Origin of the sequence: Burkholderia aenigmatica (assembly GCF_902499175.1) — a bacterium.
Lineage (GTDB): Bacteria > Pseudomonadota > Gammaproteobacteria > Burkholderiales > Burkholderiaceae > Burkholderia > Burkholderia aenigmatica.
In genome coordinates this window covers 74,042-92,970 of sequence record NZ_CABVQC010000030.1, presented here as the reverse complement: position 1 = coordinate 92,970, position 18,929 = coordinate 74,042, and the positions used below count along the sequence as shown (strand labels likewise).

At 67.6% G+C, this 18,929-nt stretch carries 18 protein-coding genes; 13 read left to right on the top strand and 5 right to left on the bottom strand.

Annotation, left to right across the window (positions count from 1 at the left end; translation table 11 throughout):
- From BDO18943_RS21975 to BDO18943_RS21960, 4 genes are all read left to right on the top strand, one after another.
- Window positions 1-128, top strand: a 128-nt coding sequence (locus tag BDO18943_RS21975; protein WP_175024014.1) for a triphosphoribosyl-dephospho-CoA synthase, incomplete at its 5' end; no start/stop codon positions are given.
- Complete coding sequence (locus BDO18943_RS21970) at window positions 125-1,057, top strand: acyltransferase domain-containing protein (RefSeq protein ID WP_175024013.1); 933 nt, start codon at window positions 125-127, stop codon at window positions 1,055-1,057. The genes BDO18943_RS21975 and BDO18943_RS21970, both read left to right, overlap by 4 nt.
- Window positions 1,058-1,174: 117 nt before the next feature.
- Window positions 1,175-1,696, top strand: coding sequence for a phospholipase D-like domain-containing protein (locus tag BDO18943_RS21965; protein ID WP_043182250.1), 522 nt, complete (start codon window positions 1,175-1,177; stop codon window positions 1,694-1,696).
- Window positions 1,697-1,821: 125 nt separating this feature from the next.
- Entirely contained in the window at window positions 1,822-2,466 is a 645-nt protein-coding gene (locus BDO18943_RS21960) for a phosphoribosyltransferase (protein ID WP_175024012.1), read from the top strand.
- Between the two features lie 7 nt (window positions 2,467-2,473).
- Here the strand turns inward: BDO18943_RS21960 and BDO18943_RS21955 are convergent, their stop codons facing one another.
- Window positions 2,474-3,691 (bottom strand): polyhydroxyalkanoate depolymerase, encoded by a 1,218-nt coding sequence (locus tag BDO18943_RS21955; protein WP_175024011.1) that lies wholly within the window; start codon window positions 3,689-3,691, stop codon window positions 2,474-2,476.
- Window positions 3,692-3,863: 172 nt separating this feature from the next.
- Here BDO18943_RS21955 and BDO18943_RS21950 point away from each other — a divergent pair, with 172 nt between their 5' ends.
- Window positions 3,864-4,493: a glutathione S-transferase family protein gene (locus tag BDO18943_RS21950; protein ID WP_175024010.1), complete on the top strand. Its 630-nt coding sequence runs from the start codon at window positions 3,864-3,866 to the stop codon at window positions 4,491-4,493.
- A 173-nt stretch (window positions 4,494-4,666) separates the two neighbouring features.
- Window positions 4,667-4,873: a hypothetical protein gene (locus BDO18943_RS21945; RefSeq protein WP_174957200.1), complete on the top strand. Its 207-nt coding sequence runs from the start codon at window positions 4,667-4,669 to the stop codon at window positions 4,871-4,873.
- A 109-nt stretch (window positions 4,874-4,982) separates the two neighbouring features.
- Here BDO18943_RS21945 and proP read toward each other — a convergent pair whose 3' ends face one another.
- A complete protein-coding gene (gene proP / locus BDO18943_RS21940) occupies window positions 4,983-6,470 on the bottom strand; it encodes a glycine betaine/L-proline transporter ProP (RefSeq protein ID WP_175024009.1) in 1,488 nt (495 codons plus the stop codon).
- A gap of 539 nt (window positions 6,471-7,009) precedes the next feature.
- On the opposite strand from proP, the gene BDO18943_RS21935 reads away from it, so the two are divergent.
- Complete coding sequence (locus BDO18943_RS21935) at window positions 7,010-7,342, top strand: YnfA family protein (RefSeq protein ID WP_089450241.1); 333 nt, start codon at window positions 7,010-7,012, stop codon at window positions 7,340-7,342.
- Between the two features lie 34 nt (window positions 7,343-7,376).
- On the opposite strand, the gene dnaQ is transcribed toward BDO18943_RS21935, so the two are convergent.
- Genes dnaQ through BDO18943_RS21920 form a run of 3 tightly spaced genes read right to left on the bottom strand, consistent with a single transcriptional unit; the run spans window position 7,377 to window position 9,401 of the window.
- Window positions 7,377-8,111 carry a DNA polymerase III subunit epsilon gene (gene dnaQ / locus BDO18943_RS21930; protein WP_175024008.1) on the bottom strand — a complete coding sequence of 245 codons (735 nt, stop codon included), beginning with the start codon at window positions 8,109-8,111 and terminating at the stop codon, window positions 7,377-7,379.
- Between the two features lie 37 nt (window positions 8,112-8,148).
- Window positions 8,149-8,592 carry a ribonuclease HI gene (gene rnhA / locus BDO18943_RS21925; protein WP_039347704.1) on the bottom strand — a complete coding sequence of 148 codons (444 nt, stop codon included), beginning with the start codon at window positions 8,590-8,592 and terminating at the stop codon, window positions 8,149-8,151.
- Window positions 8,589-9,401, bottom strand: coding sequence for a class I SAM-dependent methyltransferase (locus BDO18943_RS21920; RefSeq protein WP_186248481.1), 813 nt, complete (start codon window positions 9,399-9,401; stop codon window positions 8,589-8,591). The genes rnhA and BDO18943_RS21920 overlap by 4 nt, the downstream gene beginning before the upstream one ends.
- A gap of 18 nt (window positions 9,402-9,419) precedes the next feature.
- On the opposite strand from BDO18943_RS21920, the gene gloB reads away from it, so the two are divergent.
- From gloB to carB, 6 genes are all read left to right on the top strand, one after another.
- Entirely contained in the window at window positions 9,420-10,226 is an 807-nt protein-coding gene (gene gloB / locus BDO18943_RS21915; RefSeq protein ID WP_089450242.1) for a hydroxyacylglutathione hydrolase, read from the top strand.
- A 151-nt stretch (window positions 10,227-10,377) separates the two neighbouring features.
- Window positions 10,378-11,937 (top strand): transglycosylase SLT domain-containing protein, encoded by a 1,560-nt coding sequence (locus BDO18943_RS21910; protein ID WP_175024007.1) that lies wholly within the window; start codon window positions 10,378-10,380, stop codon window positions 11,935-11,937.
- 157 nt (window positions 11,938-12,094) lie between these two features.
- Window positions 12,095-13,312: an MFS transporter gene (locus BDO18943_RS21905; protein ID WP_175024006.1), complete on the top strand. Its 1,218-nt coding sequence runs from the start codon at window positions 12,095-12,097 to the stop codon at window positions 13,310-13,312.
- A gap of 365 nt (window positions 13,313-13,677) precedes the next feature.
- Window positions 13,678-14,823 carry a glutamine-hydrolyzing carbamoyl-phosphate synthase small subunit gene (gene carA, locus BDO18943_RS21900; RefSeq protein WP_043182271.1) on the top strand — a complete coding sequence of 382 codons (1,146 nt, stop codon included), beginning with the start codon at window positions 13,678-13,680 and terminating at the stop codon, window positions 14,821-14,823.
- A gap of 37 nt (window positions 14,824-14,860) precedes the next feature.
- Window positions 14,861-15,520: a leucine efflux protein LeuE gene (gene leuE / locus BDO18943_RS21895; RefSeq protein ID WP_089450244.1), complete on the top strand. Its 660-nt coding sequence runs from the start codon at window positions 14,861-14,863 to the stop codon at window positions 15,518-15,520.
- Window positions 15,521-15,569: 49 nt separating this feature from the next.
- Window positions 15,570-18,824 carry a carbamoyl-phosphate synthase large subunit gene (gene carB / locus BDO18943_RS21890; RefSeq protein ID WP_175024005.1) on the top strand — a complete coding sequence of 1,085 codons (3,255 nt, stop codon included), beginning with the start codon at window positions 15,570-15,572 and terminating at the stop codon, window positions 18,822-18,824.
- The last annotated feature ends 105 nt before the right edge of the window (window positions 18,825-18,929 follow it).

The following is an 18,929-nucleotide window of genomic DNA, read 5'->3' as shown; positions in this document are numbered from 1 at the left end:
GGCGGCTGCGCGCGGCCGCCGCGCATCGTGCATTCGTCGCGCGGCGGCTGAGCCCGGGCGGCGCGGCCGACCTGCTCGCAATGAGCGTTTTCGTCGATGCGCTCGAAGCCGACAGGGAGGCGCGATGACGCTGGCCATCCTCTGTTCGGGGCAGGGCGCGCAGCGCGCGGACATGTTCGATCTCACCGGCACCGCGCCGCAGGCCGACGCGCTGTTCGCGCACGCCGGCCGGCGCCTCGGCGACGATCCGCGAACGTGGGTCCGCCAGGCCGGGCCGGACGCACTGCGCGAAAACCGTGCCGCGCAGATCCTCTGCACCGTCCAGGCGCTCGCGGCCGCCGCGCTGCTCGATGCGGTGTGGCCGCGCCGGCGCTGCGTCGCCGGCTACAGCGTCGGCGAAGTTGCGTCGTGGAGCGTGGCGGGGATGATTGAACCGGAAGCCGCGCTCGACCTGGCCGATGCGCGTGCGCGTGCGATGGATGACGCGAGCGGCGGCGACGAGCGAATGGTGTTCGTGCGCGGCCTGACGCGCGCGCAGCTCGCGCGGTTGTGCGACGGCCGCGACGCGGCGATCGCGATCGCGAACCCCGGCGACGCGTTCGTGGTCGCGGGGCGGCAGGCCGATGTCGATGCGGTGGCCGACGACGCGTCGCGCGCCGGCGCGCTGCGCGTCGCACCCGTCTGCGTGCGGATCGCGTCGCACACGCGCCGGCTCGCCGCGGCCGTGCCGGTGTTTCGCGCGTCGCTCGCCGCGACGCAGGTGCGGCGGCCGCTGCCGGGCACGCGGCTGTTTTCGGGGATCGACGGTGCATCGGTGCTCGACGTCGACGCGGGCCTCGACAAGCTTGCGCGGCAGATCGCGGAGCCGGTCGAGTGGGCAGCCTGTCTTGCCGCCTGCGTGGAGGCCGGTGCGACCGCGTTCCTCGAGCTCGGCCCCGGCCGCGCGCTGGCCGAGATGGCCGGTGGCGCGTATCCGGCGCTGCCGGCGCGCAGCCTCGCGGATTTCCGCTCCGTCGACGGCGTGGCGAGCTGGCTCGCACGCGTCGCGGCGGGCTGATCGGCGGCGTGAAAAAGGGCCTGTAACCCGTTCGCCGGGCACCGGTTTTGCGCTGTGTGTTGCGCCGGCGCAGCAGGATCGCAACCGGCGCTTGCCACCCGAATTGGCGTCGCTACAATGGCGCCCGCCATGAGACCCGCCGCCTTCCTTCTCGCCGCGCTTTGCTGCGCGCCGAGCGCCCATGCCGCCCAGATTCCGTCCGATGCCGCAGCGGTCGGCACATACTTTTCGTATGACAATGCCGCGGCCGACGCGACCGTCGACCTCATCGGGCAGGCGCAGCGCCGCGTGCTGCTGGCCGGCTATACGCACGTGCCGCCGGCGGTTGCGAGCGCGCTGCGCGCGGCCCGCTCGCGCGGGATCGAGGTGCGCGTCGTGCTCGTGCGCTCGCCGCGCGCGGGCAGGTACAGCGGCGCGGGCTATCTGAAATCGTCGGGTATCGACGTGGCGATCGATTCGCGGCACGGCGACCCTGCGCCGCGCTTCGTGATCGTCGACGACAGCGTCGCGCTGACGACGCTGTCCGAAGGCGCAACCGCGCATGCGGAAACGGTGAACGTGTTCCAGCGTGCGCCCGAGCTTGCGCAATCCTATGCACAGTCGTTCTGGCGGCTGTACCGGCAGGCCGGCGGCCTCTGACCCTTTCCTTCGGCGCCGCGCGCGCCGGTGTGACCCTGCTTGCATCGGCGCGGCCGATGAACCATGCTCGTTGACAGGCGCCGACGCGGGTTTCGCGCATCCGGCGCAACGGCAGGGAGCCGATCGTGTTCGAGTGTTTTGCCGATCGCGCCGACGCGGGCTGCCAGCTGGCCGGCGCATTGCGCGATTACGCGGGGCGTGGCGATGTCGTCGTGCTTGCATTGCCGCGCGGCGGCGTGCCCGTCGCGTATCCGGTCGCGTGCGCGCTGCATGCGCCGCTCGACGTGCTGGTCGTGCGCAAGCTCGGCGTGCCGTACGATCCCGAGCTCGCGATGGGTGCGATCGCGACGGGTGGCGCGATTCATCTGCAGCGTTCGGTGCTCCGCTCGATGAACGTGTCCAGCGAGCAGCTCGCCGATGTGATCGCGCGCGAGACGGCCGAACTGCATCGCCGCGAAGCGCTGTATCGCGGTGCCGCGGCGCCGCTGCCGGTCGAAGGGCGCATCGCGATCGTCATCGACGATGGTGTCGCGACCGGCGCGTCGATGCGTGTCGCGCTGCAGGCGTTGCGCGAGCGTCATCCGGCGCGGATCATCGCGGCTGCCCCGGTCGCGCCGGCGGGCACACGGCATGCGTTCGACGATCTGGCCGACGCGTTCGTCACGGTGACGCTGCCGCTGCCGTTCTTCGGGATCAGCCAGTTCTACGCGCGCTTCGAGCAGACGAGCGACGACGAGGTACGCGCATTGCTCGGCGCCGCCCGGCTCTGACGCGGTATCACGTCCGCCTGAGGCGGCGTGGGCGAGGGCGGTGGGTTTCGGCCCACGCGAACACGCGCTGCAGCATCGGATGGACGTCCCCGTGCCAGCGCGCTCCCGTAAACAGCCCGTAGTGATCGCAGTCGTCGATGTCGATGCGGTAGCGCTCGTCGTCGGCGAGGCCGCTGCACAGGTCGAGCGCCGCATGCGTCTGGCCTGCGCCCGTGACCTTGTCGCATGCGCCTTCGACGGTTAGCAGCGCGATGCGGCGCAGCGCGGCCGGCTCGACGCGCTGGCCGCCCACGTCCCACGTGCCGTGCGCGAGGCTCATGCGCTGGAACACGATGTCGACCGTATCGAGGAAATACTCGGCCGGCATGTCGAGCAGCGCCGTGTATTCGAGCAGCGCCCGCCGCGCACCGGCGAGCCCGGCCATGTCGAAGCGCGACGCGGCTAGCGCGTAGGCCTCGATCAGCGTCAGGAAGCGCTGCGGGTACACGAGCGCGATCTCACCCTGCTGCAGATAGGTCGGAAATACGCGACGGCCGTGCCCTGCGAAGCCGGGCGGCACGATGTCGATCAGGTGGCGGTGGCACCAGTCGAGCGAGTGGGCGGCGGCGGCGGTGCCGAGCGCACTCGGATTCCGGCGCGCGTCGAGCGGGCCGCCGATCAGCGTGACGCTCGCGGGTGGTGCGAGGCCGCGAGCGGCGCGCAGGGCGAGCGCGCCGAGCACCGGCACGGTCGCCTGGCACACGGCGACGACGTGCAGCGGCCGGTCGTCGTGCGCGAGCCCGTCGACGAAGCCGTCGAGCATCGCGACGTACTCGTCGAGCCCGAAGCAGCCCGATGCGAGCGGCACGTCGCGTGCATTGCGCCAGTCGGTCACGCAGACGTCGCCGTCCGCGAGCAGCGTCTCGACGGTTTCCCGCATCATCACGGCCGCGTGCCCGGCGAGCGGCGCGCACAGCAGCACCGTGCGTCGCGGATCGGCGCGCGTGAAGCGCCGCAGGTCGCAGAACGGCGTGCGCGCGACGACGTGCTCGCCGACGGACGGCCAGTCGATGTCGAAGCGCGGGGGGCCGTCCGGCGGCCCGAGCAGCGGCTCGAACAGGTCGTCGTAGCATGACGACGCGGCATGCGGCAGCGTGGCCGCGGGCCACGCGTCGAACGCGTGCCGCGTCGCCGCGCGCCAGGCGCGCATCCATTCCCGCTGCTGCTCGACGAGGGCATACCACATGGCGAACCTTGGGGCGGAAGGGGCGTGAACTTGCATTATGGTCACTGTGGCCGGACAACGTGAGCCCCGCGCGCGGTCGGCAGATGCGTATCAAGCGCACGAGCGCGCTAGGCGAAGCCACACGACGCTGCTACAGTCGTCGATCCCATTCCCCTCAAGCGGAGCGTTTGCGATGAAGCTGATCGGCATGCTGGATTCCCCGTTCGTGCGTCGTGTCGCCATTTCGGCGAAGCTGCTCGACCTCCCGTTCGAACACGAGTCGCTCTCGGTGTTCCGTCATTTCGAGCAGTTCCGGGCGATCAACCCGGTCGTCAAGGCGCCGACGCTCGTGACCGGCGACGGTGCGACGCTGATCGACTCGTCGCTGATCGTCGACTATCTCGATCACCTGGTCGCGCCCGAGCGGCGCCTGCTGCCCGATGCCGCCGATGCGCGGCTGCGCGCGCTCGTGCCGGTCGGCTTTGCGCTGGCGGCCGCCGAGAAGACCGTGCAGGTGGTCTACGAGCAGGCGTTGCGTCCGGCCGACAAGCAGCACGCGCCGTGGCTCGAGCGCGTGCTGAGCCAGATCGAGGGCGCATACGGCGCACTGGAACCGCTCGTCGCGGCCGCGAACGGCTGGTTCGGCGGTGCGCGCCTGCTGCAGTCCGACGTGACGGTCGCGGTGGCATGGCGCTTCACGCAGTTCATGGCGGCCGATTACCCGGTGCTCGCGCGGATCGATCCGGCCCGTTATCCGGCACTGGCCGCGCATTCGGCGCGGGCGGAAGCGCTGCCGGCGTTCGTCGAAACGCCGCTCGTCTAGGTGTCGCGGCGGCGCGCGACGCGGCCCCGTGCCGTTGCCCGCCGCCCGCTCGGCCTTGTCCGGCAAGCCTTTGCCGATTGTTCGCAGCGGCCGACAAGTGACTTCGCATTCGTGCTGTTTATCCGGAAGCGGCCAGTCCCTAGAATCCACTCCATCGAATCATGCCTTGCCTGATGGAGCCGATGATGAAAGCCCTGATCGAATCGAGCCTGTACCACCCGTCCGTCGTGTTGCCGCTTGCCGCGCTGACGCAGTTGATGGTCGAGCGCGATTTCAATCTCAGTCAGGTCGGGCTGATCGTCGCGGCGCGCGGTGCGCAGGCAGCCGTGTCGCGCTCGCGCGCACTGATTTTCTGCCGCCACTGCGAAGCGCAGGCATGACGGTGCGCGCGTCGCATGGATGAAAAAAAGCCCGGCCGGCGCAAGCCGGTCGGGCGGATCGGGTTCGATCGGGCCCCGGCTTCGGCCGGGGCTTTTTCATGGGTGACGCTCAGGCGCGTGCCGGCGACACGACACCGTACATGTCCGATTCGTCGTCCTCGCGCATCTGGCGCACGAGCTGGTGGGCTTCGCGGCGCGTCGCGACCGCCGGCGGCGAGCCCTTCAGCGGCTGGCGTGCGGTTTCGGCGAGCGCGACGACCGACACGATGCCGATCACGGCGGCGCCCATCATGTAGTACGCGGGCATCATCAGGTTGTGCGTGACCTCGACGAGCCACGCGGTGACGAGCGGCGTCGTGCCGCCGAACAGCGACACCGACACGTTGAAGCCGATCGCGAGCGCGCCGTAGCGGATCTCGGTCGGGAACAGCGCCGGCAGCGCCGACGGCATCACGCCGGTAAAGCACGACAGCAGCACGCCGAGGATCAGCAGGCCGCCGAACACCGACGCGGTGGTGCCCGCATGGATCAGCATCATCGACGGGATCGACAGCGCGAGCAGCCCGACACAGCCGGCGAGCATCACGGGCTTGCGGCCGATCCGGTCGGACAGGCGGCCGGCGGCGAGCGTCAGCGGCATCATCAGCACCATCACGATCAGCACGAGCACGAGGCTGTGCGATTCGTCGAAGTGCAGCGTCGACGACATGAAACTCGGCAGGTACGACAGCACCATGTAGTCGGTCACGTTGAAGATCAGCACGAGGCCGACGCACAGCAGAAGGGCACGCCAGTTGCGCATCAGCGTTTCGCGGAAGCGCGCCTTTGGCACGGCCTTGTCCTGCGCTTCGCGCTCTTCGGCCTGGCGCTTGAACGCGGGCGTTTCCTCGAGCTTCATCCGGATGTAGAGACCGATCAGGCCGAGCGGGCCGGCGATCAGGAACGGCACGCGCCAGCCCCACGACAGCAGCGCTTCCTGCGACAGCGACGCGGTGAGCAGCGCGACGACGCCGGCCCCCATCACGTAACCGATCAGCGTGCCGAACTCGAGGAAGCTGCCCATGAAGCCGCGGCGCTTGTCGGTCGAGAATTCGGCGATGAAGGTGGCTGCGCCACCGTATTCGCCGCCGGTCGAGAAGCCCTGCACCAGACGCGCGACGAGCAGCAGCACGGGCGCCATGATGCCGATCGACGCGTAGTTGGGGATCAGGCCGATCGCAAAGGTGCCGACGGCCATCATGATCATCGTGGCGGCGAGCACGCGCTGGCGGCCGATGCGGTCGCCGAGCGGGCCGAACACCATGCCGCCGAGCGGGCGCACGAGGAACGCGGCTGCGAACGTGCCGAAGGTCGCGAGCAACTGCGCGGACGGGCTGCTCGACGGGAAGAACACCTTGCCGAGCGTGACGGCGATGTAGCTGTAGACGCCGAAGTCGAACCATTCCATCGCGTTGCCGATGGCCATCGCGCTGACGGCGCGCTTGAGGAGGCTCTGGTCGACGACGGTTATGTCGTCCGCGACGAGCGGAGCTTCGCCGGACGACGAAGCGGAGGAGGAAGCAGCGGTCGGGCTGACGTGTGTTGCGGTCAAGGTCATGCACTCCTTTGACTGCGCCGAACGGGCGGGCCGTCCGACACGGTTTGCCGGCGAGCGCGGTGTCGTGTGCTGCGCGTCGGGGCAAACCTTTAAGCACTTACTGCACAACAGGCGGTAAAGGGCCGAAAGGGGCTGCTTCGACGCGGGCCCGATGGGCCGTCGCGACAGTGCGCTCATGAAGAATGGGCCGCGTGATGCTGGCGGCAGATGCCGGTGCGGACGATGTCCGGCGTTCCGGCAAGCGCCCCGAAGGGGCAACGAAACGAGAAAAGCGGGCCTGTCGGGCGGGCTTTCCTGTGGATGCAATTTCGGTCGAAGGGCCGGCCCGCAACGCGCGGACGGACTTCTCTCGAAATCGAATAGACAGAGATTGAATGTTGAAACAGGCGACATGATAGCACGATGACGGATGATCGTGCAAATTGCCGGGAAACGCCCGTCTGGCGGGGGATCCGGCTAGGGCGGCTCGGGTATGATCGGCGGCGCGCGGCGGGGCCGTGCAGCCCCCGGTGACGGGGGGCGAATTCACGAGGAACCGGATGACCGAACTGATGAGGATCGCGGCGCTGTTCGCCGCCACCGCGCTGGCCGAAATCGTCGGCTGTTACCTGCCGTGGCTCGTGCTGAAGGCGGGCCGGCCGGTGTGGCTGCTGGTGCCGGCCGCGCTGTCGCTCGCGCTGTTCGCGTGGCTGCTGACGCTGCACCCGAGTGCGGCGGGGCGCACCTATGCCGCGTACGGCGGCGTGTATATCGCGGTGGCGCTGGTCTGGCTGCGGGTGGTCGACGGCGTCGCGCTGACCCGCTGGGACGTGGCCGGCGCTGCGCTCGCGCTCGGCGGCATGGCGGTCATCGCGCTGCAGCCGCGCGCGTGAGCGCGGCCGCGGCGCGTGCCGCGTGCCGTGTGGGTCAAGCCGTTTCGGCGGCGCCCGCGTCGGCGGACTTGCGCCATATGCAGGTACCCTTGACCGACTTGTCGAGTTCGTCGAGTTGTGTCTGGTGCGCGGCGAGCTCGTCGTCGCTGGCCGCCACCACCGGCAGGTCGAGCGACGCCAGCGCGACACGCTGACCGTTGGCGCCGCCGCCGTGGGCCGCTTCGTCGTCGAGCATGTCGATCACGAGGCTGTCCTGGCCGCGCGTCATCGCGAGGTACACCTCGGCGAGCAGTTCCGAGTCGAGCAGTGCGCCGTGCAGCGTACGGTGCGCATTGCTGATGCCGAAGCGGTCGCACAGCGCGTCGAGCGAGTTGCGCTTGCCGGGGAACATCTGCTTGGCCTGCACCAGCGTGTCGATCACGCCGCCGCACTGCTCGGTGAACGGCGGCAGGTCGAGCCGCGCGAATTCGGCGTCGAGGAAGCCAAGGTCGAACGGCGCGTTGTGGATGATCAGCTCGGCGTCCTTCACGAAGTCGCGGATCTGGTCGGCGACTTCCGCGAATTTCGGCTTGTCGCTGAGGAATTCGGTCGTGAGCCCGTGCACCGCCAGCGCGCCCGGATCGCTGTCGCGCTCGGGGTTCACGTAGAAGTGCAGGTTGTTGCCGGTGAGCCGCCGGTTCAGCAGCTCGACGCAGCCGATTTCGATGAGGCGGTCGCCCGTGCGGGCGTTCAGGCCGGTGGTTTCGGTATCGAGAATGATCTGGCGCATGTCGGGAAAAACGTAAAAAACAGGGGGCGGCCCGCGTTCAGGCCGTGAGCGATTCGACGCCGCGATTCGCGAGCGCATCCGCGCGCTCGTTTTCGGGATGGCCCGCGTGGCCCTTGACCCAGCGCCACTCGACTTCGTGCTGCGCGACGAGCGCGTCGAGCCGCTTCCACAGGTCGGCGTTCTTCACGGGCGTCTTCGCCGCGGTGACCCAGCCTTTCTTCTTCCAGCCGTGGATCCACTCGCTGATGCCTTTCTGCACGTATTGCGAATCGGTATGCACGATCACCTGGCACGGCCGCTTCAGCGCTTCGAGCGCGGCGATCACGCCCATCAGCTCCATGCGGTTGTTGGTCGTGTTCGGCTCGCCGCCGAACAGCTCCTTCTCCTTGTCGCCGTAGCGCATCAGTGCGCCCCAGCCGCCGGGGCCGGGGTTGCCCTTGCAGGCGCCGTCGGTATAGATGTCGATGGTATCGGTAGTCATGAATGTTCTTGATGAGTGGTCGGGGAGGCCGCCGGCGTCAGGCCCGGTGCGAGCACGGGCTTCTTCATCCGGATCTGGCCGACGAGGCGCATGCCACGCACGCGCTTGACGGCCGTCACCATGTAGACGGCGCCGAAGATCGGCCACCAGCGGTCGCCGGCGGCCTCCATGAAGCCGTAGCGGGCCAGCCACTTGTCGGTGACGAGCGGCGGCCGGTAGCAGCCGAAGCGGCCGCGTTCGAGGTCGAAGCCGAGCAGCTTGATCCAGTCCTTGAGCCGGATGAACGCGATCTGGTCGCGCGTGGCCGGCACGAACGGACGGTTCGCCATGCGCCCGAACGATTGCCGCATGCCCCACAGGCTGAGCGAATTGAAGCCGGTGATCACGAGCTGGCCTTCCGGCATCAGCACGCGCTCGGCCTCGCGCAGCAGGCGGTGCGGGTCGGACGTGAATTCTAGCGTGTGCGGCATCACGATCAGGTCGACGCTCTGCGACTCGAACGGCAGGTCGAGCAGGTCGCACCAGGTCGTGCTGCGGTCGGCGGGCGCGTGCTCGGGCGCATGCGCTTCGCGCGCCCACGGATACTGGTACGGCGCGCTCGCGCCGCTCGCCGGATCGAGCACGAGGCCGCGATACGGCATGCGGTTCTCGCGCAGCGCGTCGAGCTGCGGCAGGCCGAGCTGCAGCGCGTGGAACCCGAAGACGTCGGACACGATCCGGTCGAGCTGCGCCTGTTCCCAGCCCAGCACGTAGCGGCCGGGCGGTGAGTCGGTCCAGGCGGGCCAGTCTATAATTTGACGGTCAGACATAACGATGATTGCGCGCCCATGAACGAGCTGGAATACGTGCCGGTTCCGGCATTCGATGACAACTATATCTGGCTCGTCTCGGACGGCCGCGATGCGATCGCCGTCGATCCGGGTGAAGCCGCGCCGGTGCGCCGGGTTCTTGCCGAACGAGGCTGGCGGTTGACCGCTATTTTACTCACGCACCATCACGCCGACCACGTCGGCGGTGTCGCGGCGCTGCGCGATAGCCAACCGGACGATGTGCCGCTGCCCGTTTACGGCCCGGCCGCCGAGGCGATCGGCGTGGTCACGCAGCCGCTCGAAGGCGGTGCGCGCGTGACGCTCGACGCGCCCGCCGCGACGTTCGACGTGCTCGACGTGCCGGGCCATACGCGCGGCCACATCGCGTATTTCCAGGCGGCCGGGCAGGGCAACGCGGCGCCGCACGTGTTCTGCGGCGACACACTGTTCTCGTGCGGCTGCGGCCGTCTGTTCGAAGGCACGCCCGCGCAGATGCTCGCGTCGCTCGACGCGCTCGCGGCACTGCCGGGCGACACGCACGTGCATTGCGCACACGAATACACGCTGTCGAACATCCGCTTCGCGCTCGCATGCGAGCCCGGCAATGCGGCGCTCGCCGCGTGGCGCGACGACGCGCAGGCGCGGCGTGCGCGCGGCGTGCCGACCCTGCCCACTACGATCGCGCATGAGCGTGCCGTTAACCCGTTCATGCGTGCGGACAGCGATGCGATCCGCGCGACGCTCGAGGCCGAACTGCACGAAACGGTGCCGGATCGTCTGACGGCGTTCACGCTGATGCGCGAGTGGAAAAACCGGTTCCGATGACGATTTTCGGAGGACTCCAAAGCTCAAGCGGTATCTGTAAAAATTGCTCCAAATGTAGGATTTCGCTGAGTTTTCGGTGTTTTTATTGACGTGAAGCACGCACTTCCGTAGTATCGCCTGCAATTTCCAGCCGTCGGAAGCAGAGATTTTCATGCGACTTATATTGAGTGCGATGGTGGTTCTGCTGCTCGCCGCTTGTGCGAGCCAGGCCCCTGTCGCCAACAACGCCGCCGATTCGCAGGCGACGTCCAACTACCTCCGTAAATCAGCCACCGCCAAAGAAACTGTCGACGTCGACAAGCAATCCGTCGGCGACCTGACCAGTGCAGACTCCGATCTCTGGGGTCGCATCCGCCGCGGTTTCCAGATGCCCGACCTGCAGACCGACCTCGTCGACATGCAGACCACGTGGTACACGCAGCGCCCGGATTACGTGCAGCGCATGACCGAGCGCTCGCAGAAGTACCTGTACCACATCGTCGAGGAGCTCGAAGCGCGTCACATGCCGACCGAGCTCGCGCTGCTGCCGTTCATCGAGTCCGCGTACAACCCGCAGGCGCTGTCGGTCGCGAAGGCGGCCGGCATGTGGCAGTTCATGCCCGGCACGGGCCGCACGTACAACCTGAAACGCAACATGTGGCAGGACGAGCGCCGCGACGTGCTCGCGTCGACGAGCGCCGCGCTCGACTACCTGTCGCGCCTGCATGACATGTTCGGCGACTGGTATCTCGCGCTGGCCGCGTACAACTGGGGCGAGGGCAACGTGCAGCGCGCGATCGCGCGCAACCAGGCGGCCGGCCTGCCGACCGACTACCTGAGCCTGCGGATGCCGAACGAGACGCGCAACTACGTGCCGAAGCTGCAGGCGGTGAAGAACATCATCGCGAATCCGCAGCAGTATGGCCTGACGCTGCCGGACATCCCGAACCACCCGTATTTCGTGACGGTCACGACGTCGCGCGACATCGACGTGGCGGTGGCCGCGAAGCTCGCGAACCTGTCGCTCGACGAATTCCGCTCGCTGAACCCGTCGTTCTCGAAGCCGGTGATCCTTGGCGCGACCGAGCCGCAGATCCTGCTGCCGTTCGACAACGCGTCTGCGTTCGAGAAGAACCTGAAGGCCTACAACGGTCAGCTTTCGTCGTGGACCACCTATACGGTCAGCGAACGTGCGCGTCCGGCCGCGATCGCCGAGAAGATCGGTGTGGACGCCGATACGCTGATGTCGATCAACAAGATCCCGGCCGGCATGCGCCTGAAGCCGGGCTCGACGATCGTCGTGCCGCGCGGCGATGACGACGACGAAGACATCAGCGCGGACGTCGCCGAAAACGGCGCGCTCGCGATGGAACCCGACGTACCCGATACGCGCAAGATGTTGATCCGCGTGCGCCGCAAGCAGTCGATGGCGGCGATCGCCGGCCGCTACGGCGTGTCGGTCGGCCAGCTCAAGGCGTGGAACCGCACGCACCGCGATCTCGTGATGCCGGGCCAGGCGCTCGTGCTGCACGTGCCGGTCGGCCGTTCGGTGCCGGCGGAACCCGGCCCGGAGCGGATCGCGACGTCGGCCGCCGGTGCGCACATCGAGCGCGCGAGCCTGGCGGTAGGCGGCAAGTCGCACGGCGCGAAGCGCGGCGCGGCGAAGCCGGCGGCCAAATCGGCGAAGGCGGCCCCGGCCAAGGCCGCTGCGCACAAGGGCAAGAAGAAGTAACGCAGCCGCGAACGCATCGTGCGGCCGGCCTGGTTCGCACGATTGCGCTATCATCCGACGAAATGCGACGAAACGCCGTCACCGAGGTGACGGCGTTTTTGTTTGTGCGCGGCGCGGGGGCGCTGCTTCGAATGCCTTCATATAACAAGGGGAAGTGATGTCGTCGGTGCAGGTGAGGGTGCTCGCGCTGTTTTCGGTCGGGTATTTCGTGTCGTACGTGTTTCGCGGCGTCAATCTGGGCTTCGCGCCGTTCGTCACGCACGAGCTCGGGTTGTCGGCCGCCGATCTCGGCCTGCTGACCAGTCTCTATTTCCTCGGCTTCGCGGGCGCGCAGATCCCGGCCGGCGTGATGCTCGACCACTTCGGCTCGCGCCGCGTGACAGCTGGCATGCTGCTGTTCGCGGCCGCTGGCGCGGCCGTGTTCGGCGCCGCGCACAACCTCGGCACGATGATGGTCGGCCGGCTGCTGATCGGCGTCGGTGTATCGGTGTGCCTCGGCGCGGCGTTCAAGGCGCTCGCGCAGCATTTCCCGGTCGGCCGGCTGCCGCTCGTCAACGGCCTCGTGATGGCCGTTGGCGGCCTCGGCGGCGTGATGGTCGGCTCGCCGCTGACCTGGCTGCTCGGCTGGACGAGCTGGCGCGCGATCTGTTTCGGTCTCGCGGTGCTGACGGTGATCGTCGCGGCATCGATCGGCTTGGGCGCGCCGGAAGCGAAGCAGGTGCGCCATCAGGGCGGGCTCGTGAGCCAGTTCAAGGGCACGTGGCATATCCTGAGCAGCCGCGCGTTCTGGAAGATCTCGTCGTTCTCCGTCGTCACGCAGGGCGTGTTCTACGCGATGCAGTCGCTGTGGGTCGGGCCGTACCTGCGCGATGTCGCGGGGTTCGATGCGCCGCATGCCGCGCGCCTCGTGTCGGTGCTCGGCTTCGCGATGATGGCCGGCTGCGTCGGCTTCGGCGCCGCGGCGCGGGTGCTCGAGCGGCGCGGCGTGTCCGTGTACGCGTTCTGCGGCGTCGGCATGGCGCTGTTCGTCGCGACGCAGGCCGCGATCGTCGCGGGCGTGCCGTTGCCGCCGGCCGTGCTGTGGGCGGCATACGGAATGTTCGGCGGTGTCGGCATCCTGACCTACGCGGTGATGGCCGGGCATTTCCCCGCTCATCTGATCGGCCGCGCGAACACGACGCTCACGCTCGTGATCTTCCTGCTGATCTTTGCGTTCCAGATCGGCGTCGGCGCGGTGCTGTCGCACTGGCCCGCGTTCGACGGCCGCTATCCGGCCGCCGCGCACTTCACCGCGTGGGGCGTGCTGCTCGCGCTGCAGCTCGCGAGCGCGGTCTGGTACGTCTGGCCCGCGCGCGGCGCTGGTCAAGCACACTGATCCGGCGGTACGCTGGCGGGTAGGGCGGCCGCGGAAACGGGGCCGCAGCGCGTTGCGTCGCGCCGCCGGGCATGGTGAGCGCGCGATCGGACGGCCAAATCGATTGAAGATAGGGCCATTTTCAGGCTATAATTTGAAAGTTTGTGCTGATCAACCTCGCACCCTAGCGCCTACCTCATTCATCCCGTTCATCCGCCGCACGCCGCCAGCCGGGCGATGCCGTGAAGCCTCGTGCGCCATGCGCCGGGTTCGCGTCTCGACAAAGCAGGCCGCGTCCAGCAAGCGACCGCGCGCGCCCACGCAGCGCGGCGCTCGCGCGGCAGGGTAAACAGGTCGGCAGCAGGGTGTTCCCCAAGGAGCCTCCCGTGTTGCCGTCTTTTACTCCCGCCTTGCTTGCACTCGCCGACGGCACGGTCTTTCGTGGTTATTCGATCGGGGCCGAAGGCCACACGATCGGCGAAGTCGTGTTCAATACCGCGATCACCGGCTATCAGGAAATCCTGACTGATCCGAGCTACTCGCGCCAGATCGTCACGCTCACCTACCCGCATATCGGCAACGTCGGCGTCAACGCCGAAGACGTCGAAGCCACGAAAGTCCATGCCGCCGGCCTGATCATCCGTGATCTGCCCGCGCTCGCCTCGAACTTCCGCATGGACCGCACGCTCGGCGACTACCTGCGCGACGAAGGCGTCGTCGCGATCGCCGGCATCGATACCCGCAAGCTGACCCGCATCCTGCGCGACAAGGGCGCGCAGAACGGCTGCATCCTGACGGGCTCGGACGACGAAGCGAAGGCGATCGAGCTCGCGCGTTCGTTCCCGGGTCTCGCAGGCATGGATCTCGCGAAGGTCGTGTCGACCACCAAGCCGTTCGAGTGGAAGCAGACCGAGTGGAAGCTCGGCAGCGGCTACGGGATGCAGGAAGCGCCGAAGTACCGCGTCGTCGCGTACGATTTCGGCGTCAAGTACAACATCCTGCGCATGCTCGCGGAACGCGGCTGCCACGTGACGGTGCTGCCGGCACAGGCGAGCGCGGAAGACGCGCTCGCGCTGAATCCGGACGGCATCTTCCTGTCGAACGGCCCTGGCGATCCGGAGCCGTGCGACTACGCGATCGCGGCCACGAAGCAGTTCATCGAGCGCGGCGTGCCGACCTTCGGCATCTGCCTCGGCCACCAGATCATGGGCCTCGCGGTCGGCGCGAAGACGCTGAAGATGAAGACGGGCCACCACGGCGCGAACCACCCGGTGAAGGATCTCGGCGACGGTCGCGTGGTGATCACGTCGCAGAACCACGGTTTCGCGGTCGATGCGGATTCGCTGCCGGCCAACGCGCGCGTCACGCACGTGTCGCTGTTCGACGGCACGCTGCAGGGCTTCGAGCTGACCGACAAGCCGGCATTCTGCTTCCAGGGCCACCCGGAAGCGTCGCCCGGCCCGCACGACATCGGCTATCTGTTCGACCGTTTCACCGCGCTGATGGACGCGGCGAAGCAGCGCAACGCTTAACGTCACCGACGCAACTGAAGGACGGGAGATTCACATCATGTTCGGCCACGCACTCGGCATCACGGATATCTGGACCTACGTGTTCGGCGTGATCTTCATCATCCTGCTGCCGGGGCCGAACTCGATGTACGTGCTGTCGCTCGCGGCGCAGCGCGGCGTGAAGGCCGGCTATCGCGCGGCCTGCGGCGTGTTCGTCGGCGACACGGTGCTGATGGTGCTGTCCGCCGCCGGCGTCGCGTCGCTGCTGAAGGCGAACCCGCTGCTGTTCTCCGTCGTCAAGTACGGTGGCGCCGCGTATCTGCTCTACATCGGCACCGGCATGCTGCGCAGCGCGTGGCGGAAGCTGCGCGCGCCGGCGAATGCGCCGGCCGATGCGCCGCCCGCGGTGGACGGCGAGCGGCCGTTCCGCAAGGCGCTGATCGTGAGCCTGCTGAATCCGAAGGCGATCCTGTTCTTCATCTCGTTCTTCATCCAGTTCGTCGACCCGGCATTCCCGCATCCTGCGCTGTCGTTCGTCGTGCTCGGGGCGATCGCGCAATGCGCGAGCTTCCTGTACCTGAGCACGCTGATCTTCGCGGGTGCGCGGCTTGCCGAGCACTTCCGCCGCCGCCGCAAGCTTGCAGCAGGCGCGGCGAGCAGCGTGGGCGGCCTGTTCATCGGTTTCTCGGTGAAGCTTGCGCTCGCCACGATGAGCTGAGCGCAGCCGGCCGACCCACGACAACGATTACTTATTGAATTCACCAGCCATGCCAAAACGCACAGACATCAAGAGCATCCTCATCATCGGCGCCGGCCCGATCATCATCGGCCAGGCGTGCGAGTTCGACTATTCGGGCGCGCAGGCTTGCAAGGCGTTGCGTGAGGAGGGCTACAAGGTCGTTCTCGTCAACAGCAACCCGGCGACGATCATGACCGACCCGAACACGGCCGACGTGACCTACATCGAGCCGATCACGTGGGAAGTCGTCGCGCGCATCATCGAGAAGGAGCGCCCGGACGCGATCCTGCCGACGATGGGCGGCCAGACCGCGCTGAACTGCGCGCTCGACCTGCACCACCACGGCGTGCTCGAGAAGTTCGGCGTCGAACTGATCGGTGCGTCGCCGGAAGCGATCGACAAGGCGGAAGATCGCCAGAAGTTCAAGGACGCGATGACCAAGATCGGTCTCGGTTCCGCGAAGTCGGGCGTCGCGCACTCGATGGAAGAGGCGACCCAGGTGCACGCCGAGATCATGGCGCTCACCGGCGGCAGCGGCTACCCGGTCGTGATCCGTCCGTCGTTCACGCTCGGCGGCTCGGGCGGCGGAATTGCATACAACCGCGAAGAATTCGAAGAGATCTGCAGGCGCGGCCTGGATCTGTCGCCCACGCGCGAGCTGCTGATCGAAGAGTCGCTGCTCGGCTGGAAGGAATACGAGATGGAAGTCGTGCGCGACCGCGCCGACAACTGCATCATCGTCTGCTCGATCGAGAACCTCGACCCGATGGGCGTGCACACCGGTGACTCGATCACGGTCGCACCGGCACAGACGCTCACCGACAAGGAATACCAGATCCTGCGTAACGCATCGCTCGCGGTGCTGCGCGAGATCGGCGTCGACACGGGCGGTTCGAACGTGCAGTTCTCGATCAACCCGAAGGACGGCCGCATGGTCGTCATCGAAATGAACCCGCGCGTGTCGCGTTCGTCGGCGCTTGCATCGAAGGCCACCGGCTTCCCGATCGCGAAGGTCGCGGCGAAGCTGGCCGTCGGCTACACGCTCGACGAGCTGAAGAACGAAATCACCGGCGGCCAGACGCCGGCATCGTTCGAGCCGACGATCGACTACGTCGTCACGAAGATCCCGCGCTTCGCATTCGAGAAATTCCGCGAAGCCGATTCGCGCCTGACCACGCAGATGAAGTCGGTCGGCGAAGTGATGGCGATCGGCCGCACGTTCCAGGAATCGTTCCAGAAGGCGCTGCGCGGCCTCGAAGTCGGTGTCGACGGTCTCGACGAGAAGTCGACCAACCGCGACGAGATCGCGATCGAGATCCACGAGCCGGGCCCGGACCGTATCTGGTATGTCGGCGATGCGTTCCGTATCGGCATGACGGCCGAGGAAATCTTCGCGGAAACCGCGATCGATCCGTGGTTCCTCGAGCAGATCGAGCAGATCGTCCTGAAGGAAAAGGCGCTCGGCGGCCGCACGCTCGCATCGCTGACGTTCGACGAGCTGCGCTACCTGAAGCAGAGCGGCTTCTCCGACCGCCGCCTCGCGAAGCTGCTCGGCGCGACGGCGGAAGACGTCCGCAAGCGCCGCGTCGAACTCAACGTGCGCCCGGTCTACAAGCGCGTCGATACCTGCGCGGCCGAGTTCGCGACGAAAACCGCGTACATGTACTCGACCTACGAGGACGAGTGCGAGGCGCAGCCGACCACCAACAAGAAGATCATGGTGCTGGGCGGCGGCCCGAACCGGATCGGCCAGGGCATCGAGTTCGACTACTGCTGCGTGCACGCGGCGCTCGCGATGCGCGAGGACGGCTACGAAACGATCATGGTCAACTGCAACCCGGAAACGGTGTCGACCGACTATGACACGTCCGACCGCCTGTACTTCGAGCCGCTGACGCTGGAAGACGTGCTCGAGATCGTCGACAAGGAAAAGCCGGTCGGCGTGATCGTCCAGTACGGCGGCCAGACGCCGCTGAAGCTCGCACTCGACCTCGAGGCGCACGGTGTGCCGATCGTCGGCACGTCGCCGGACATGATCGACGCGGCCGAAGACCGCGAACGCTTCCAGAAGCTGCTGCAGGACCTCGGCCTGCGCCAGCCGCCGAACCGCACCGCACGCGCCGAAGACGAAGCGCTCGCGCTCGCGGAAGAGATCGGCTATCCGCTGGTCGTGCGCCCGTCGTACGTGCTGGGTGGCCGCGCGATGGAAATCGTCCACGAGCCGCGCGACCTCGAGCGCTACATGCGCGAGGCCGTGAAGGTGTCGAACGATTCGCCGGTGCTGCTCGACCGCTTCCTGAACGACGCGATCGAGTGCGACGTCGACTGCATCTGCGACGGCGAAGCCGTGTTCATCGGCGGCGTGATGGAGCACATCGAGCAGGCGGGCGTCCACTCGGGCGACTCGGCATGCTCGCTGCCGCCGTACTCGCTGTCGAAGGAAACCGTGGCCGAGCTGAAGCGCCAGACGGGCGCGATGGCGAAGGCGCTGAACGTGGTCGGCCTGATGAACGTGCAGTTCGCGATCCAGCAGGTGCCGCAGGCAGACGGTTCGAAGCAGGACGTCATCTACGTGCTGGAAGTGAACCCGCGCGCATCGCGCACGGTGCCGTACGTGTCGAAGGCAACCAGCCTGCCGCTCGCGAAGATCGCGGCGCGCGCGATGGTCGGCCAGAAGCTCGCGCAGCAGGGCGTGACGAAGGAAGTCGAGCCGCCGTACTTCAGCGTGAAGGAAGCGGTGTTCCCGTTCGTCAAGTTCCCGACCGTCGATCCGGTCCTCGGGCCTGAAATGCGTTCGACCGGCGAAGTGATGGGTGTCGGCCAGACGTTCGGCGAAGCGCTGTTCAAGTCGCAGCTCGCGGCCGGTTCGCGCCTGCCGGAGTCGGGCACGGTGCTGCTGACCGTGATGGACGCCGACAAGCCGAAGGCCGTCGAAGTCGCGCGCATGCTGCACGACCTCGGCTACCCGATCGTCGCAACCAAGGGCACGGCTGCCGCGATCGAAGCGGCCGGCGTGCCGGTGAAGGTCGTGAACAAGGTGAAGGACGGCCGTCCGCACATCGTCGACATGATCAAGAACGGCGAGATCGCGCTCGTGTTCACGACGGTCGACGAAACGCGCCAGGCGATCGCCGATTCGCGTTCGATCCGCATGAGCGCGCAGGCGCACAAGGTCACGTACTACACGACGATGTCGGGCGCGCGCGCGGCGGTTGAAGGCTTGCGCTACCTGAAGGATCTGGAAGTCTATGATTTACAAGGTCTTCACGCTCGCCTAAACTAAGCAGTCAGTTACCTGTCGAAGCAACACGTGCCGCGATTAGGCGGTGTTTCCAGTGCATCGGAAACGCGCTTAATCGCGGTGATTTTTTTTATAGCCGTTTTTAGC

Coding starts and splice junctions, on each gene's coding strand:
- BDO18943_RS21970 (WP_175024013.1), top strand. CDS start 125: ATGACGCTGGCCATCCTCTGTTCGGGGCAGGGCGCGCAGCGCGCGGAC.
- BDO18943_RS21920 (WP_186248481.1), bottom strand. CDS start 9,401: ATGTCTGACCGTCAAATTATAGACTGGCCCGCCTGGACCGACTCACCG.
- BDO18943_RS21945 (WP_174957200.1), top strand. CDS start 4,667: ATGGAGCCGATGATGAAAGCCCTGATCGAATCGAGCCTGTACCACCCG.
- rnhA (WP_039347704.1), bottom strand. CDS start 8,592: ATGACTACCGATACCATCGACATCTATACCGACGGCGCCTGCAAGGGC.
- dnaQ (WP_175024008.1), bottom strand. CDS start 8,111: ATGCGCCAGATCATTCTCGATACCGAAACCACCGGCCTGAACGCCCGC.
- leuE (WP_089450244.1), top strand. CDS start 14,861: ATGTTCGGCCACGCACTCGGCATCACGGATATCTGGACCTACGTGTTC.
- carB (WP_175024005.1), top strand. CDS start 15,570: ATGCCAAAACGCACAGACATCAAGAGCATCCTCATCATCGGCGCCGGC.
- proP (WP_175024009.1), bottom strand. CDS start 6,470: ATGACCTTGACCGCAACACACGTCAGCCCGACCGCTGCTTCCTCCTCC.
- BDO18943_RS21955 (WP_175024011.1), bottom strand. CDS start 3,691: ATGTGGTATGCCCTCGTCGAGCAGCAGCGGGAATGGATGCGCGCCTGG.
- BDO18943_RS21950 (WP_175024010.1), top strand. CDS start 3,864: ATGAAGCTGATCGGCATGCTGGATTCCCCGTTCGTGCGTCGTGTCGCC.
- BDO18943_RS21910 (WP_175024007.1), top strand. CDS start 10,378: ATGCGACTTATATTGAGTGCGATGGTGGTTCTGCTGCTCGCCGCTTGT.
- gloB (WP_089450242.1), top strand. CDS start 9,420: ATGAACGAGCTGGAATACGTGCCGGTTCCGGCATTCGATGACAACTAT.
- BDO18943_RS21935 (WP_089450241.1), top strand. CDS start 7,010: ATGACCGAACTGATGAGGATCGCGGCGCTGTTCGCCGCCACCGCGCTG.
- BDO18943_RS21965 (WP_043182250.1), top strand. CDS start 1,175: ATGGCGCCCGCCATGAGACCCGCCGCCTTCCTTCTCGCCGCGCTTTGC.
- BDO18943_RS21905 (WP_175024006.1), top strand. CDS start 12,095: ATGTCGTCGGTGCAGGTGAGGGTGCTCGCGCTGTTTTCGGTCGGGTAT.